General features: G+C 46.5%; 12 protein-coding genes. 7 read left to right on the top strand and 5 right to left on the bottom strand.

Annotated features, from left to right (window positions below):
- Window positions 1-11 precede the first annotated feature (11 nt).
- Window positions 12-311 (top strand): DUF2584 family protein, encoded by a 300-nt coding sequence (locus H6F93_RS07295; RefSeq protein WP_199313535.1) that lies wholly within the window; start codon window positions 12-14, stop codon window positions 309-311.
- Between the two features lie 29 nt (window positions 312-340).
- Here the strand turns inward: H6F93_RS07295 and H6F93_RS07290 are convergent, their stop codons facing one another.
- Together H6F93_RS07290 and H6F93_RS07285 are read right to left on the bottom strand one after the other, a co-directional pair.
- On the bottom strand, window positions 341-520 hold the full coding sequence (locus H6F93_RS07290; RefSeq protein ID WP_190644327.1) for a hypothetical protein: 180 nt from the start codon (window positions 518-520) through the stop codon (window positions 341-343).
- A 123-nt stretch (window positions 521-643) separates the two neighbouring features.
- On the bottom strand, window positions 644-1,069 hold the full coding sequence (locus H6F93_RS07285) for a hypothetical protein (RefSeq protein ID WP_190679904.1): 426 nt from the start codon (window positions 1,067-1,069) through the stop codon (window positions 644-646).
- A gap of 88 nt (window positions 1,070-1,157) precedes the next feature.
- On the opposite strand from H6F93_RS07285, the gene H6F93_RS07280 reads away from it, so the two are divergent.
- Window positions 1,158-1,364: a hypothetical protein gene (locus H6F93_RS07280; protein WP_190679903.1), complete on the top strand. Its 207-nt coding sequence runs from the start codon at window positions 1,158-1,160 to the stop codon at window positions 1,362-1,364.
- A 33-nt stretch (window positions 1,365-1,397) separates the two neighbouring features.
- Window positions 1,398-1,556: a hypothetical protein gene (locus H6F93_RS07275; RefSeq protein WP_190679902.1), complete on the top strand. Its 159-nt coding sequence runs from the start codon at window positions 1,398-1,400 to the stop codon at window positions 1,554-1,556.
- Between the two features lie 389 nt (window positions 1,557-1,945).
- Here H6F93_RS07275 and H6F93_RS07270 read toward each other — a convergent pair whose 3' ends face one another.
- The 3 genes from H6F93_RS07270 to H6F93_RS07260 form a co-directional block, all read right to left on the bottom strand.
- Entirely contained in the window at window positions 1,946-2,731 is a 786-nt protein-coding gene (locus H6F93_RS07270) for a peptidylprolyl isomerase (RefSeq protein ID WP_190679901.1), read from the bottom strand.
- Window positions 2,732-2,832: 101 nt separating this feature from the next.
- The gene (locus H6F93_RS07265) at window positions 2,833-3,597 is read right to left on the bottom strand and encodes a pre-peptidase C-terminal domain-containing protein (RefSeq protein ID WP_190679900.1); all 765 of its coding nucleotides are present in this window, start codon (window positions 3,595-3,597) and stop codon (window positions 2,833-2,835) included.
- Between the two features lie 330 nt (window positions 3,598-3,927).
- Window positions 3,928-6,783 (bottom strand): FG-GAP-like repeat-containing protein, encoded by a 2,856-nt coding sequence (locus H6F93_RS07260; protein WP_190679899.1) that lies wholly within the window; start codon window positions 6,781-6,783, stop codon window positions 3,928-3,930.
- A gap of 712 nt (window positions 6,784-7,495) precedes the next feature.
- Between H6F93_RS07260 and H6F93_RS07255 the strand changes: the two genes are divergently transcribed.
- The 4 genes from H6F93_RS07255 (at window position 7,496) to H6F93_RS07240 (ending at window position 12,423) form a co-directional block, all read left to right on the top strand.
- Window positions 7,496-8,161, top strand: coding sequence for a sigma-70 family RNA polymerase sigma factor (locus H6F93_RS07255; protein ID WP_190679898.1), 666 nt, complete (start codon window positions 7,496-7,498; stop codon window positions 8,159-8,161).
- Window positions 8,162-8,245: 84 nt separating this feature from the next.
- Window positions 8,246-9,235, top strand: a complete 990-nt coding sequence (locus tag H6F93_RS07250) for a DUF1822 family protein (protein WP_190679897.1) — start codon at window positions 8,246-8,248, stop codon at window positions 9,233-9,235.
- A 21-nt stretch (window positions 9,236-9,256) separates the two neighbouring features.
- Entirely contained in the window at window positions 9,257-11,647 is a 2,391-nt protein-coding gene (locus H6F93_RS07245) for a CHASE2 domain-containing protein (RefSeq protein ID WP_190679896.1), read from the top strand.
- 26 nt (window positions 11,648-11,673) lie between these two features.
- Window positions 11,674-12,423, top strand: coding sequence for a DUF928 domain-containing protein (locus H6F93_RS07240; protein ID WP_190644318.1), 750 nt, complete (start codon window positions 11,674-11,676; stop codon window positions 12,421-12,423).
- Window positions 12,424-12,537 lie beyond the last annotated feature (114 nt).

Here is a 12,537-nt window from a genome sequence, read left to right as displayed (position 1 = left end):
CAATTCTAATTTTGAAAGAAAGCCCGACCACTGGGCGCGGAACCTCTAATTTGAAGACCATAATGAGAACTGTTGTTAAACTCTTGCCTACTCAGGGCTATCCAGATCAATTAGAGAAGGGTAAAACCTACCAAGCTCAAAAAGAAAGCTACAGAATTTTCCCGATCGATGTACCAATTTCCCTAGTAAACGATCAATGGATTGCTTACGCAGATGCCATCATTACTAAACTCACCTGGGAACAAGGCGTAACGAGTCTAGAGTTTAAGATTGACAGAATTTATCATTCACCATTTCCTGTCAAAGAGTAGGGTAAGGAGCAGCAATGAGGGTAGTATTGTTAATCCTCGTCCTTATCAAGCTGCGGAAACTGGTCAAAGAGCTTGGTAATCAGCATATAAAGTTCATCCAGAACTTCCTCCGCTCCTTCCTCATCCAGCTCGGTTAACAGTTGCTCAACTCCGCTAACGTGTTGAATCAGGCGATCGGATTGCTGACGGTTAAGGGCAGACATAGTCATTGGTAGTTCCTGATGATTGCTAGCCGTTCATTGTAGTGTTTCTTCTACCCATTACCCAAGAGATTCTGCCAACGCTGCTTTGGTTCGAGCCACCGAAAGGCGAATCCGCTCCACCTGTGCCTCCTAAGCCGCCTTCTGTTGCGGCGACCCATCACTAGGACTCGCTCTCAAGATTTGCTCATAGTAGCGGAAGATTTGAAACGCATAGCTGGCGATCGCAATCTGCTCTTGAGAAAGGGAAGTAATGTGATCGACCAGATCCGCGCAGGTCGCTGAATCAGGCAGGGCAAACACATCGGCATATAAGGGAGGGAGAGTGTGAGATCGAGTTTTCAGCTCATCCAACAGTTTTATAGCTTCCTCAGATAGCTCCCCATCGAAATCAGCCAGCGAGTTTAGCAAGGCTAACAGCAAAGATTTTGAGCGTTTCTGCTTCAAAGTAAGACCGCCAATGATGGTTAACTGCTTTAGGATTTTAGCAATTGCAGCATGGTTGCTCTTTTTTCCAATGCTGCCATCTTCAAGGTGACAGCGATCGCCCTTCAGCAATTTTGAGATTTCGATTTGCTGAAGGATTAAACAGCACTAGCTAAGCTTGGGCACTCTAATCTTGCAAGAGCAGAGATTAAGAAGACGTATGGGAACTACCCTCTGGGATGAGTTTTGCTCCGATCATCTAATTTTAGAGTCTGGGGTTCCTTTATTTAAGACCTCTGGACAAGCTGTGAAAACAGCCCCATTTGGTCAGAACCAGCGGCTAATTCTGCGTCGTTCTCAGCAAATGGAAGCCCTCGTCATTCAGGAAGTCATACAAAGTTCTTCGCGACTTCCAGAATGGCACTGACGAGTATGAGGGGCTGATCTACATGATGTTTTGGTGCAATGGTCAACAAGCCATCCCTCTTTATATCTATCACAAGCAGAGCTAGAGCAAACCGTGAAGCAGCAAACCGATCGAATTAAAGAACTGGAGCAGCAGGTGATAGCTCTGCAAGCAGAAAACAAACAGCTTAAAGACCAGCTAGGCAGTCTGTAGACCCTATAGATTCTAAATATTTCTGAAAGTCCTGTCGTTACTTGACAGATTAGGGGAGCTACAGGCTGCCGATTGTTTATTCAGAATTAGTAGAAAATGACATTTATTTGTTTAAAAACTTTAGAGCGATTTTGAAGAAAATGACATTTATTTGTTTAACTCTAAAGGAAGAATATAATTCCCAAATAGAGCTAGAACCCTGTACCACCAGTTTGTCTAGTTCTAAAGGGAATGGACACTAATTGTTTAAAAATGGACAAATAACTGTTTAAAGGACATAAAGCATTAAAAGTGTTCCTTGAATGATTGTTGAACTGACGTTCAGAAATAGAACGTTAAATCTTTGAAGAAGTATGTTTCTGAGAAATATTTGTTCCTGATTGTTCAACTCATGCTACTGCTAAGTTTTTCATTGCATCATTAGGATGGTCTGATGTAACTCCCATCCAGATCTGTTCTTGGTAAGGGAGTTGACGGAGCTGTTCCTGAAACCAAGATTCAAACTTTTCTTGAAGCAACCGCTGGCGCATAGCGTCGTCTAATTCTGCCGGAATAAATTTCTCGACACGCACAATCACTTGCCATTCTCCAAAAGGCACAGGTGACTGAACTTTATTAACTGGACTTGTATAAAGCAGTTCTGCCAGGTTCGGATGCAGCTTACCTAATTCAACTGGTCCCATCAGTCCGCTGGTATAAGCCTCCGGTCCTTCAGAGTATTCGCGAGCAAGTTCAGCAAAGGGTTGCTCTCCTTCTTGGATGCGAAAGTAGAGTTCGTTCGCAAGTCCTCTATCACCAATTCGCATGAATGAATAAACTACCTGGTCTAGCTGCATTTTGCGCTTGAGAAAGCAAGACCCAACCGTATGTCCCCAAGACAATCGTTTGAATTTTTCAATCCTCAGCTTTCGTGTTGCCAGTTTTTCAAATTGTTCCTGACTTAATCTGTAGTGCGATCGCCAAGTTTGCCTTTGGCTTTCAGAAATGAGTCCCCATTGCTGATAAAGCTCTTGGCACGCTTGAGTTGTTTCTTCCGATGTACAGTGAATTGTTTTGATCGCCTGCTCGATAATGCTTTCGCAAATAAGCTGAGGGATAATTTGATAGCAAGCCAACAAAGGGACAATGTTCTCGCTTGTCAGTGTAGAATACCCGATTTGTAGAACGGCAGTCATAGAAGGAACACCTTATAAAGGGGCTGTATTGTAAGCACTACTACGCAATTGACGCTAACCACCAATCCTCAAATTTGAGGATTGGTGGTTAGCGCTAGTGGTTAAGCTATGTCAAAGGTGAGCTGATAGTCTGTGTTGCCAGAGTACTGATAGACTTGAAGAAAATAATTCACACCAGTCCTAAGCTGACCGGCTGAAATCGAATCCGTGGAACTGCCGCTGTTGGTTGAGGAGGCGATAATCTCACCCGCGTCAACAATACGGTTGCGGTTGCGGTCTTGAATGACACGGATATCTGCATCATCGCTGAGCCCGGAAAGGTTGATACTATCGAGGCGATAATTACGGCTTAGCTTGAAGGAATAAACATCTGCTGTATCGCTATCCCCAACTGCGTCACTGTAGTTTTCATCTCTAACTACTGCTCCAGCATGACCAACTGTAAATTCTTTAGGAAGAAGATTGCTCGGCGAGGCTGTTGGAGAAGGTGAGGTGGCAGACAAGTCTAGATCATAGGTGACAGTGCCTGAGCTACCTGGAGCATAACGCTCAACTCTAGCGAAGTAAGTGCCTGCATTGGCTTGAACATTAATTGCATCATCTAGGTTAGAGCCTTTGCGGGAGTTTGCAATTTCTTCGTCTAAAACAACTCCGTTCCGGACATCTAAGCGACCATTTCCATTGGAGTCTCGATATAAGCGTAAATCAGCATCATCCCCAGAACTGATCTCATTGAGAGATAAGTTGATATTGCTGGTGCCTGTGAGTCTGAACTTATAAACATCGGTAGGGTCACTCGTAGTTAAAGTTGAGTCATTTTTGCTTTTGGGTGTGCTGCGCAAAGTGCCAAGATTGAATGTAGACATTTTTTTCTCCTTTGTGTAGTGACATGCGATCGCTCCTGACCAGTAGGATGAATCGCTTTTCTATACCTGTTACTGCGTTGCTCAAAATCACTTTTCGCACTCCGGCGAAATAATTTACATATCTAAACCTAGGGAATGAGAAGCAATATCCTGTTGGGGAGACTGCTGATATCGGTTCGTCATCGTTTCCTCTTCGAAGGAGCCGCTTCTTAACAAAAAAAATGCAGAGACTTTTAGATCTCTGCAAATGAGCAACGTACTTGCTGGAAGTGTTAATTGTGTAGAGAAATGTTTACTTTCTGTATTACTTCCAACATGGTTATTGAAAAACTAGAGAGCTACAAAGTCTGCTTGAGTGATTGATCTGGCGCTAATGCCTCGAAGTTGAGCGATCGCACCATTGATATCTGAAATTAGGACTTGATTCCTAAGTTGAGTGATAGTCAAATCTTCATACTTTAAGCCGTTGGATAAGCCGAGGAAGTCTAGTCCATTCTCAAAGTCAATAATTTTGTCAGTTCCCGACCTCGATTGCAGCACAAAGATGTCTGAATTTAGACCACCCTTCATCACGTCTTGTCCTACCCCACCCTTAAGTCTGTCTTGTCCTACGCCGCCACTTAAAAAGTCATTATGTCTGCCGCCATTCAAACTATCATTGCCAGCAGCTCCCAACAAATGGTCATTACCAGCACCACCGTTGATTAAGTCATCTCCCAATCTGCCAGAAACGCGATCGCTTCCTGCAAGTGCTTCGATGTGGTCAGGTGCTCTCGTTCCTGTTGCAGTATCATCAAATCGGGTTAACCGAATTAGGTTATATACAGTTAACTCAAACGTGTCGCTCGTAGATAGACCCGTATTATCTGTTGCTGTAACGGTGATGTCATATTGTCCAGCAGCAGTAGCAACCCCATCAATAAGACCTGCCCCAGCATCAATCTCTAACCCATCGGGCAAACCATTGGCAGAGTAAGTTAGAGTATCACCTGCATCAATCTCGTTGAAGTAGTCACTGATTTGTAACGTAAATTCACTCACCGTGTTAGTGGTTAAATCTGCAAATGGTTGAACGAGTCTCGGTGGAATAAGCACGTCGAACTCAACCACGGTGTAGTTTGTACCAACGATAATCTCAACTCGTCTATCCCCATCGGTGTCAGCAACCAACAGACTATTTGTATTGCCTACTGATGTACCTAACGGGTCGCTTTGCCAGATGATAGCAGATTGCTCAAAGCTGTAAATGCCAACTGAGGTGCCATTGCTATAGACCAATTCAGTGTCACCGTCTTTGTCAATATCAGAGGTTTGTAAGCCAGTAATGGCAGTTGAGCTGATTTGGAAATCATCTATGGTTTGATACGTTTGCCCATCTATTACTAACACCTGTCCGTTGTTAAGACCCACCAGGATTTCTTGTGTGTCATCGCGGTCAGGATTAAACAGATGAAGGCTTGAAACACCGCTAAATGAACTTTGCCATTGTTGATGAGTCACTCCATCAAATACAAAGAGGTGGTTGTTGACCGCAACAATCTCCTGGGTTGCATCGCTATCCAGATTACCAACTTCAATTTCAGAAATGGCTGACCAGGAGTCTCCTAAACTAATACTGTTCCATTCGACGGCTCCAGTTGCGCCATCCAAAATATAGGTATACACCCCAGGGGCACCTGTGTGCTCTCTAGAACCCCCTGCAATAATTTCAGTTGTGCCATCATTGTCAATATCAGCGATCGCCAGTGACCTTATCGGAGCGCCTTCATCATAGAAATAGGAATGCCTGATTTTTTTTGTAGTGCCGTCAATGACATAAACGGCTCCGTCATATAGGCGATCAGTGGCGACGACAATTTCTTGCGTACCATCGTTATTAACATCGCCGATTTGCACATCGTGAATTCCAGTCCAAGCCGTTCCTCCAAATAAATTGGTTTGATCCCACTCAGGCGTATGGGTTTGGGCATCCCAAACGGCGACAACACCATCCTCATAACCACTATTACTCCGAAGCGAAGCAAAGACAATTTCGAGTTGACCATCGTTATCGACATCACCCACATCCATTGCATGAAAGGGTCCATCAATGTGTTTGCTTTTCCACTCTAGAGACTGCGTCGGGATGTCACAGACATAAAGATGATCCGGTCCTGTGGAGGTTGCCCCAGCTCCCCAAAAAAGCTCCAGGGTTCCATCTCCATCCACATCGACTACAGCAATGTTAGTAACCCCATGGTCAGGGTTGTCAATTGCCCATTGCTCAGTGCGGCTGATCACGTCATAAGCATGAATCTTACCGAATTGACCATCACCATAAAGAATTTCATCAACTCCATCATTGTCAATATCTGTAACCAGAAGGGCATCAATGTCCTGCCTGGTGGTGATTTGCCATTTGGGAGATTGAATGTCTGCATCAAAAACCGTAATGTAGTTCCAAGGAGCTGCTCCGATGATTTCTTGAATTCCGTCTGCATCAACATCTGAGAGTTCAACTGACTGTCCAAAGTCTCCCCCAGCATAATCCCACTGGACGCTAGTGTTGGAACCGTTGACTTCCAAGACCAAACCGCTGGATAAAACAATTTCGTTAGCTGCATCTGAGTCTACATTGCCGATCTCGAAGTCGGTGGAAGCATAATTCAGTTGCAGGTCGAGCGCGAGGGAACTGGCATTGTAAATGTAGATATGGTTGTCATCAGCAATGACGATGTCCTTGATAGAGTCGTTATTTGCATCAGCATACAGGATGTGATGAATCGCGCTATTAGACGGATTGAGGGTTTTGATGGATTGAAGTGAGCTGCCATCATAGATTGCAACATCCCCATTTCCTAGCCCTATGAAGATGCTGTAGATGCCATCTGCGTCTGTGTCAAACGCCGCGATCGCTAACACTTTGTCTGGATACAAGCTACTGGTCCACTGTCTGTTATACCCATTAGGGTTTGAGATCGGGTCTAACACATACCAAAAGTCGTTGGTACCAAAGGTTGTGAGTGATCCACCAGCAATGATTTCCGTGATTCCGTCGTTGTCAATGTCTGCTGTAATCAGCCCACTACTACCAATTCCATTACCAAACACACTGTACTTCCAATCCTCTGTCAGATTTGATGTGGTTTGATTACTCAACTCAGAAGCAGCTGAAACTGAAAACGTTTCCGAATTATGCTGAGACATATGCTTTCCTTAAGCCAGGTAAATTGCGGGTAGCAGCAAATCTGCTCAAACAACCCTCCAAAGAAGAGAGTGAGCAGAGAGTATGCCTAGTGCTACTCATCGAACTTAGACATCACAAAGCTAAAGAAGTTTGGCGTTTAACGCCACTCCTAGCTCGACAAAACCGGCTTGTTCGGTTCTTAGACCTTTGACTTCTGATAGTCTGCCGATACGGACTGGTTCTTGTAGCGTTCGACCGATCTCATTTTGGAATCTGCGAGTAAATTCGCCAATCTCCTAACCCTGGTTGATATTATCTACATTGGGTTTGAAGAGTTGATGCAACCTAGATTTAAATAAATTTTACCAAGCCATAGCCCCCTTCCCTATCACCTTTACGGGTGCTAACGTGGGGCAGCTAACCGAATGACGTAGCGGGTCCAAGACGTTGATTTTTTTAAGGTCGGGCGAAGCAAAGTAGAACTCGTGAATAGTGTGAGGGAGTCACTACTAGACAAAGAGCGATGTGGAGCAGTTCCACTTTGAGGCGATCGCCTCTTGAGCATGAACAGCACTTAAAAAGCGGCTATCGCTTAGTGAAGAGGCTTAGCCTCTTGCGCTACTGAATTCGTGTACTAAATTTTGTAATGAAGAAGCGCAGTTATCTCGAATACTGCGTATTACAGAAGAGGAGTTATCAATGCCCCAAACCCCTCTCCCTGACTGATTTAATATGAAGGATTTAGATGAAACGCTTCGCCAGCTCGTTGCCGAAGCCTGTACTCATCCTCCTAAAAGCGTTGACCGCCAACGGGCACTGCAGGAGATTTATCGGTTAGTAATGAAGTCGGGCAAACTTTGGAGAGAATACACTCCCTACTATGCAGATGCTCTTCAGCAGATGTGGGAGTATTGCTGCCAGCATTTGGAAGAATATGATCCAACGTTGAGTGGAGTGATCACCTGGTTAGATAACTATCTGAAGAAGCAACTGCGGTTATTTCGCGATCGCCAAAGTCGAGACTACAAGCGACGTGCAGGGGTAGAGCAAACAGAGCAAGGAAATTTTCTAGATCCAGTCGATCGACTTCCAGCACGCCCTGAACTGGAACCAACGCTCGACGTTTGGGAGAAGACGATGAACTGGGTTCAAACTGATCCGCAGGGCATATTGCAAGCAACTTGTTTTAGAAAACGAGCTGACATCAACGCTCAAACCTTATTCCTGATGCGGTTTCCATCAGAGACCTCTTGGCAAGTCATTGCCGATCGCTTTCACCTTACTCCTGCCGAAGCTAAGGACTTACCCAAGTTTTATAATCGCCGTTGCCTGCCGCTGCTGCGAAATTTTGGTGTTTCGGAAGGATATCTAGATGAGGGGGAGAGTAGTCATCGCTGAAACTTTCACAAAAGTATAAGTTGATGCTGATACTGCGTGACCACGACGACTCTTGACTACTCGCCAATTGCTAAGAGGGGAACTATGAATTACGATCTTGGGGCTTTCGATGATGCTGGAGTACCTGTCCTACTTACTCAGGAGACCCACCAACTCGCACAAGGATTTGCCAAACAGCAGCCTACGCCAACCAAAGCCGATCAGGTTTATCTCAATACGCTGGCGGTTTGCGCGGTGAATAACTACCTCAAAATTTTGGGGGTTTCTGCAAATTTGTCAGGATGCGACAGTTGGAATCCACTGATGCGATCGGTAATTAATGCAGCGGATCTAAACATTGTTGGGGTGGGGCGGTTGGAGTGTCGTCCGCTCTCACTGGCTGGACTCGAAGACCCTGACCCAGTTTGCCACGTTCCCACTGAGGTGCAGGAAGATCGAATTGGATATGTTGTGGTGGGCATTGATGACCATCGTCAGGAGGCAACCCTTCTAGGCTTTGTCGATCAGGTTGAGACAGAAGAATTGCCGCTGCGTCAGTTGCGATCGCTCTCTGAACTGCCTACTTACCTGCACTCGTTAACTTCACGTCAAGACCCATTACAAGGCGTGACGCGGTTAAGTCAGTGGTTAAACAACTTAATTGAAGCAGGATGGCGATCGCTGGATGACCTATTAGGGCTACAACCCCTAGCAGTACAATGGCGCAGTGCAACGCCAGATGCAGAGGCGACATCTGATACATCTGCGATCGCACGAGGCAAACTGTTAAGCTTCAGCGATTTACCTGATGAACAGGTCGCCCTGATCTTGAAGATTACTCCAGAGGCAGACTCATCAGAGGCAGACTCATCACATACCGTTACTGTTCATGTTTGCCCAACAGCCGATCACCCACATCTTCCAGCAACGCTGCGGGTGATGATTTTAGACAATGAAGGTTCAGTCATCATGCAGTCTGATGCCCGAGCAGATAACCGACTGATTGAACTGGAATTTAGCGGTGATGTTGGAGATGCGTTTAGTGTCAAAGTGGAGCTAGCGGATCAAAACAAGGTCGAGTCCTTCGTGATTTGAGTGAGATAGCAAGGAACCGTCATGAGTAAGCTCGTGGTTCTGAAATTGGATGGTGACCTGGAACAGCAAGGATTCCGGATTACGTTGGAGATTGGGCAGGAGGGACAATATCCCGATATTGCAACGAGTGGAGCGCTTCCGCCCAACCCAGAGTTAGCTGCCCAACTCGCGCAATGGCAAACTCATTATCATCGTCTATCGGCTCCCTATCGCGCACTTAAACCTCGGCAGATCCGCTACGACGGCTCCCTCCACCCAATTGAAGCCTGTCTCCAATCGGCAAAGACGCTAGAAAAACACTTGAGATTGTGGTTGCAATCCAATTCGTTTCGAGAAATTGATAATCAATTGCGTCAGGCATTGGTTCAAGAGGAACGGATTCGAATTTTGCTTCGCACTGACGATCAGCAGTTGCATCAGCTTCCCTGGCATGTGTGGGATGTGGTTGAGCAATATCCAAAGGCAGAGGTTGCGTTGGGTGCGCCCAAGTTTCGCCGTCCCCTGACTCAACTCACCCGTTCTGCGTCTACAACGAGTGGAGTGAGAATACTGGCTATCTTAGGCGATCGCTCTAACATTAATGTCGAAGCTGATCAACAAATGCTGACTGAGCTACCAGGAGCTAACCTGACGTTTTTGGTAGAACCGGCTCGACGAGTGCTGCACGACCACCTGTGTGAACAGCCTTGGGACATTCTCTTCTTTGCTGGGCACAGCGAGACCACGGAAGATGGCGAGGGGTGGATCAAGCTCAACCCTGACGTGAGTCTGACCATTGAGGAACTGAAGTATGGGGTTAATCGGGCGATCGCCCACGGTTTGCAGTTTGCTATCTTTAACTCCTGCGATGGGTTGGGCTTAGCCCATGCGCTTGAGGAACTGCAACTGCCCCAAATGATCGTGATGCGGCAGCCTATCCCTGATCCGGTTGCTCAAGACTTTCTCAAGTATTTTTTGAAAGCCTTTGCTGGAGGGGAGCCATTCTATTTAGCAGAAAGAGAAGCCCGTGAGCGATTACAGAGCTTAGAGGATCAGTTTCCCTGTGCCAGTTGGCTACCCGTCATTTATCAGCATCCAGCAGCAATTCCGATGACCTGGCAACAGCTATGTCGGAATGACCCAGAAGAAGAGCAGTCAAAACTCCAAACTCCAAACTCTAAGTCAAAAACACCCCTTTCTACTTCCTTACAGAGGCAGCTTGGACTGGTCTGCTTAAGCAGTGTGACAGTTACGGCTCTCATTATGGGGTTACGGTGGTTTGGTTGGCTGCAGCCGTGGGAATTGCAAAGCTACGATCGCCTGTTGCGACAGCGCCCGGCTGAGCTGCCTGACTCCCGCATTTTGTTGGTTGGGGCAGACGAACGAGATTTGCAGCAGTATGGCTTTCCAGTACCCGATGCGGTGTTGGCTCAAGTGATTGAGAAACTAGGGCACTATCGTCCAGCAGCAATCGGCATTGATATCTATCGCGATCGCCCCGTTCTACCGGGGCATGAATCCTTTGTTGCCGAGTTGCAGTCTAATCCAAATGTCATCCCCGTGTGTACCTGGGGAACAGATAAAACCCAGGCGATCGCCCCTCCTCCTGATAGCCCTGTGGAGCAGATTGGTTTTGCAGACTTAGAATTGGATGCAGCTGATGCAGTGGTGCGACGACATGTATTGTCGCGATCGCCCAATCCGATTTCGCCTTTATCTCCCTGCACCACACCCTATTCTTTTAGCCTGCAGTTGGTCTTCAACTATCTCGATCGACAAATCCCAGCTATTCCTCCAACCTTGACAGCAGAACAGGACTGGCAGTTTGATACAACAATCATTAAACGTTTAACCCCTCGCACGGGTGGATATCAAAACCTGGATGCGCGCGGCAATCAGATTTTGATCAACTATCGAGCCACCGCCGAAATTGCCCAACAGATTTCGATTACGGCTCTCCTTCAAGATCAAATTGACCCCAGTTGGATTCGCGATCGCGTAGTCTTAGTTGGCGTAACAGCCGCAAGTGTTCAAGATGATCAGTCCACACCCTATGGCAGAATGCGGGGGTTACACATCCATGCGCATATTGTCAGTCAACTGCTAGACACTATTTTGGGCGACTACTCCAAGGGGGATGCTTCGCATCGTCCTTTAATTCAAGCAATGCCTCAATGGGCTGATGCCCTTTGGGTGCTGGGATGGACCCTCGTGGGAGGAGTATTGGTTTGGCATTTGCGGGTTCACCCTACTGGCATTCCCATTTTGTTGAGTTTGACAATTGGGTTTGGAGTTGCCGTCGGAGTATTATACGGCTCGTGCTGGTTTGCACTGGTTCAGGGGCTTTGGTTGCCACTGATTCCAACCGTTTTAGCGCTTGGAATAACAGGAGGTGTGATGCTTGTCTTAACGCCAGGTTCTGTCGTGCAGTAGGATTTGTCGAGGTTCATTGAATCCGTATGGTTAATCAATTACTGATAAAACATTTGAAAATTGGAGTGTTAGTAATTAGCCTGATACTCACTCCAAATGCCGGATGGACTCAAACGAGGCTAGAAGCAGAAACTTCTTACCCACACCATGCTGAAGTTAACCCTTCCAGAGTAGCAACGCGCCCCAGACCGCTCCCCATAACAGGTACTCCAGATGGCAGTCGTACCGGAGGAGGAACCCGTCCTGGGGAATCCGCGAGTCAGTGTAGGCAAACCACTCATCCACCCACCGCTCTTGTGCCCGAAGATGGAAAAGGGGCAACAGCAATGGAGTCTCCAGTGGTCTGGTTTTACATGCCTTACACGAATCAGGATGTGACTACCGTTGAGTTTTCAGTGCATGATCGCAATGAGACGACCACCCTGTATCGCTCCTCGATTCAACTGGCAGATGTACCAGGAGTGATGGGAATCACTATTCCGATCGCTTTGGAAATGGAGGAAGCCTATCAGTGGAAATTAATGATTAATTGTGGCTCTGAGAGCTATGGACACAGAGATTTCGCTCTGGATGGTTGGATTACGCGAACCACTCCTGACCCTGCATTTGAATGGAATGGAGTTTGGTATGACGCACTGACCGAGCTGGCTACTCGTTATCGCTCTAATCCAGAAGACACTGCTGTTCGTACAGCCTGGGTTGACCTTTTGGAACAGGTTGGTTTAGCCGATCTAGCTTTAGACACGGTTGTGGATGCACAATTGCTGTCTAATTGAACAGGACTTACGCAGATGTACTAAATGTGGTGGTCAGCTTAGCCCAATTTCATAGCAAGAGTGGGTGATTTGAGTTGCCCAATCAAATAGTGGGATAACAGTCTGCTCTTGAGT

The sequence above is a fragment of the Leptolyngbya sp. FACHB-671 genome, assembly GCF_014695745.1.
Lineage (GTDB): Bacteria > Cyanobacteriota > Cyanobacteriia > Elainellales > Elainellaceae > JAAUTN01.
The sequence above is the reverse complement of the archived record's forward strand: the minus strand, read 5'-3'. Positions and strand labels throughout refer to the sequence as shown.

Excerpts from the sequence above, each read along its gene's own strand:
- H6F93_RS07280 (WP_190679903.1), top strand. The coding sequence starts at position 1,158 with ATGGGAACTACCCTCTGGGATGAGTTTTGCTCCGATCATCTAATTTTA.
- H6F93_RS07270 (WP_190679901.1), bottom strand. The coding sequence starts at position 2,731 with ATGACTGCCGTTCTACAAATCGGGTATTCTACACTGACAAGCGAGAAC.
- H6F93_RS07240 (WP_190644318.1), top strand. The coding sequence starts at position 11,674 with ATGGTTAATCAATTACTGATAAAACATTTGAAAATTGGAGTGTTAGTA.
- H6F93_RS07250 (WP_190679897.1), top strand. The coding sequence starts at position 8,246 with ATGAATTACGATCTTGGGGCTTTCGATGATGCTGGAGTACCTGTCCTA.
- H6F93_RS07290 (WP_190644327.1), bottom strand. The coding sequence starts at position 520 with ATGACTATGTCTGCCCTTAACCGTCAGCAATCCGATCGCCTGATTCAA.
- H6F93_RS07260 (WP_190679899.1), bottom strand. The coding sequence starts at position 6,783 with ATGTCTCAGCATAATTCGGAAACGTTTTCAGTTTCAGCTGCTTCTGAG.
- H6F93_RS07255 (WP_190679898.1), top strand. The coding sequence starts at position 7,496 with ATGAAGGATTTAGATGAAACGCTTCGCCAGCTCGTTGCCGAAGCCTGT.
- H6F93_RS07265 (WP_190679900.1), bottom strand. The coding sequence starts at position 3,597 with ATGTCTACATTCAATCTTGGCACTTTGCGCAGCACACCCAAAAGCAAA.
- H6F93_RS07245 (WP_190679896.1), top strand. The coding sequence starts at position 9,257 with ATGAGTAAGCTCGTGGTTCTGAAATTGGATGGTGACCTGGAACAGCAA.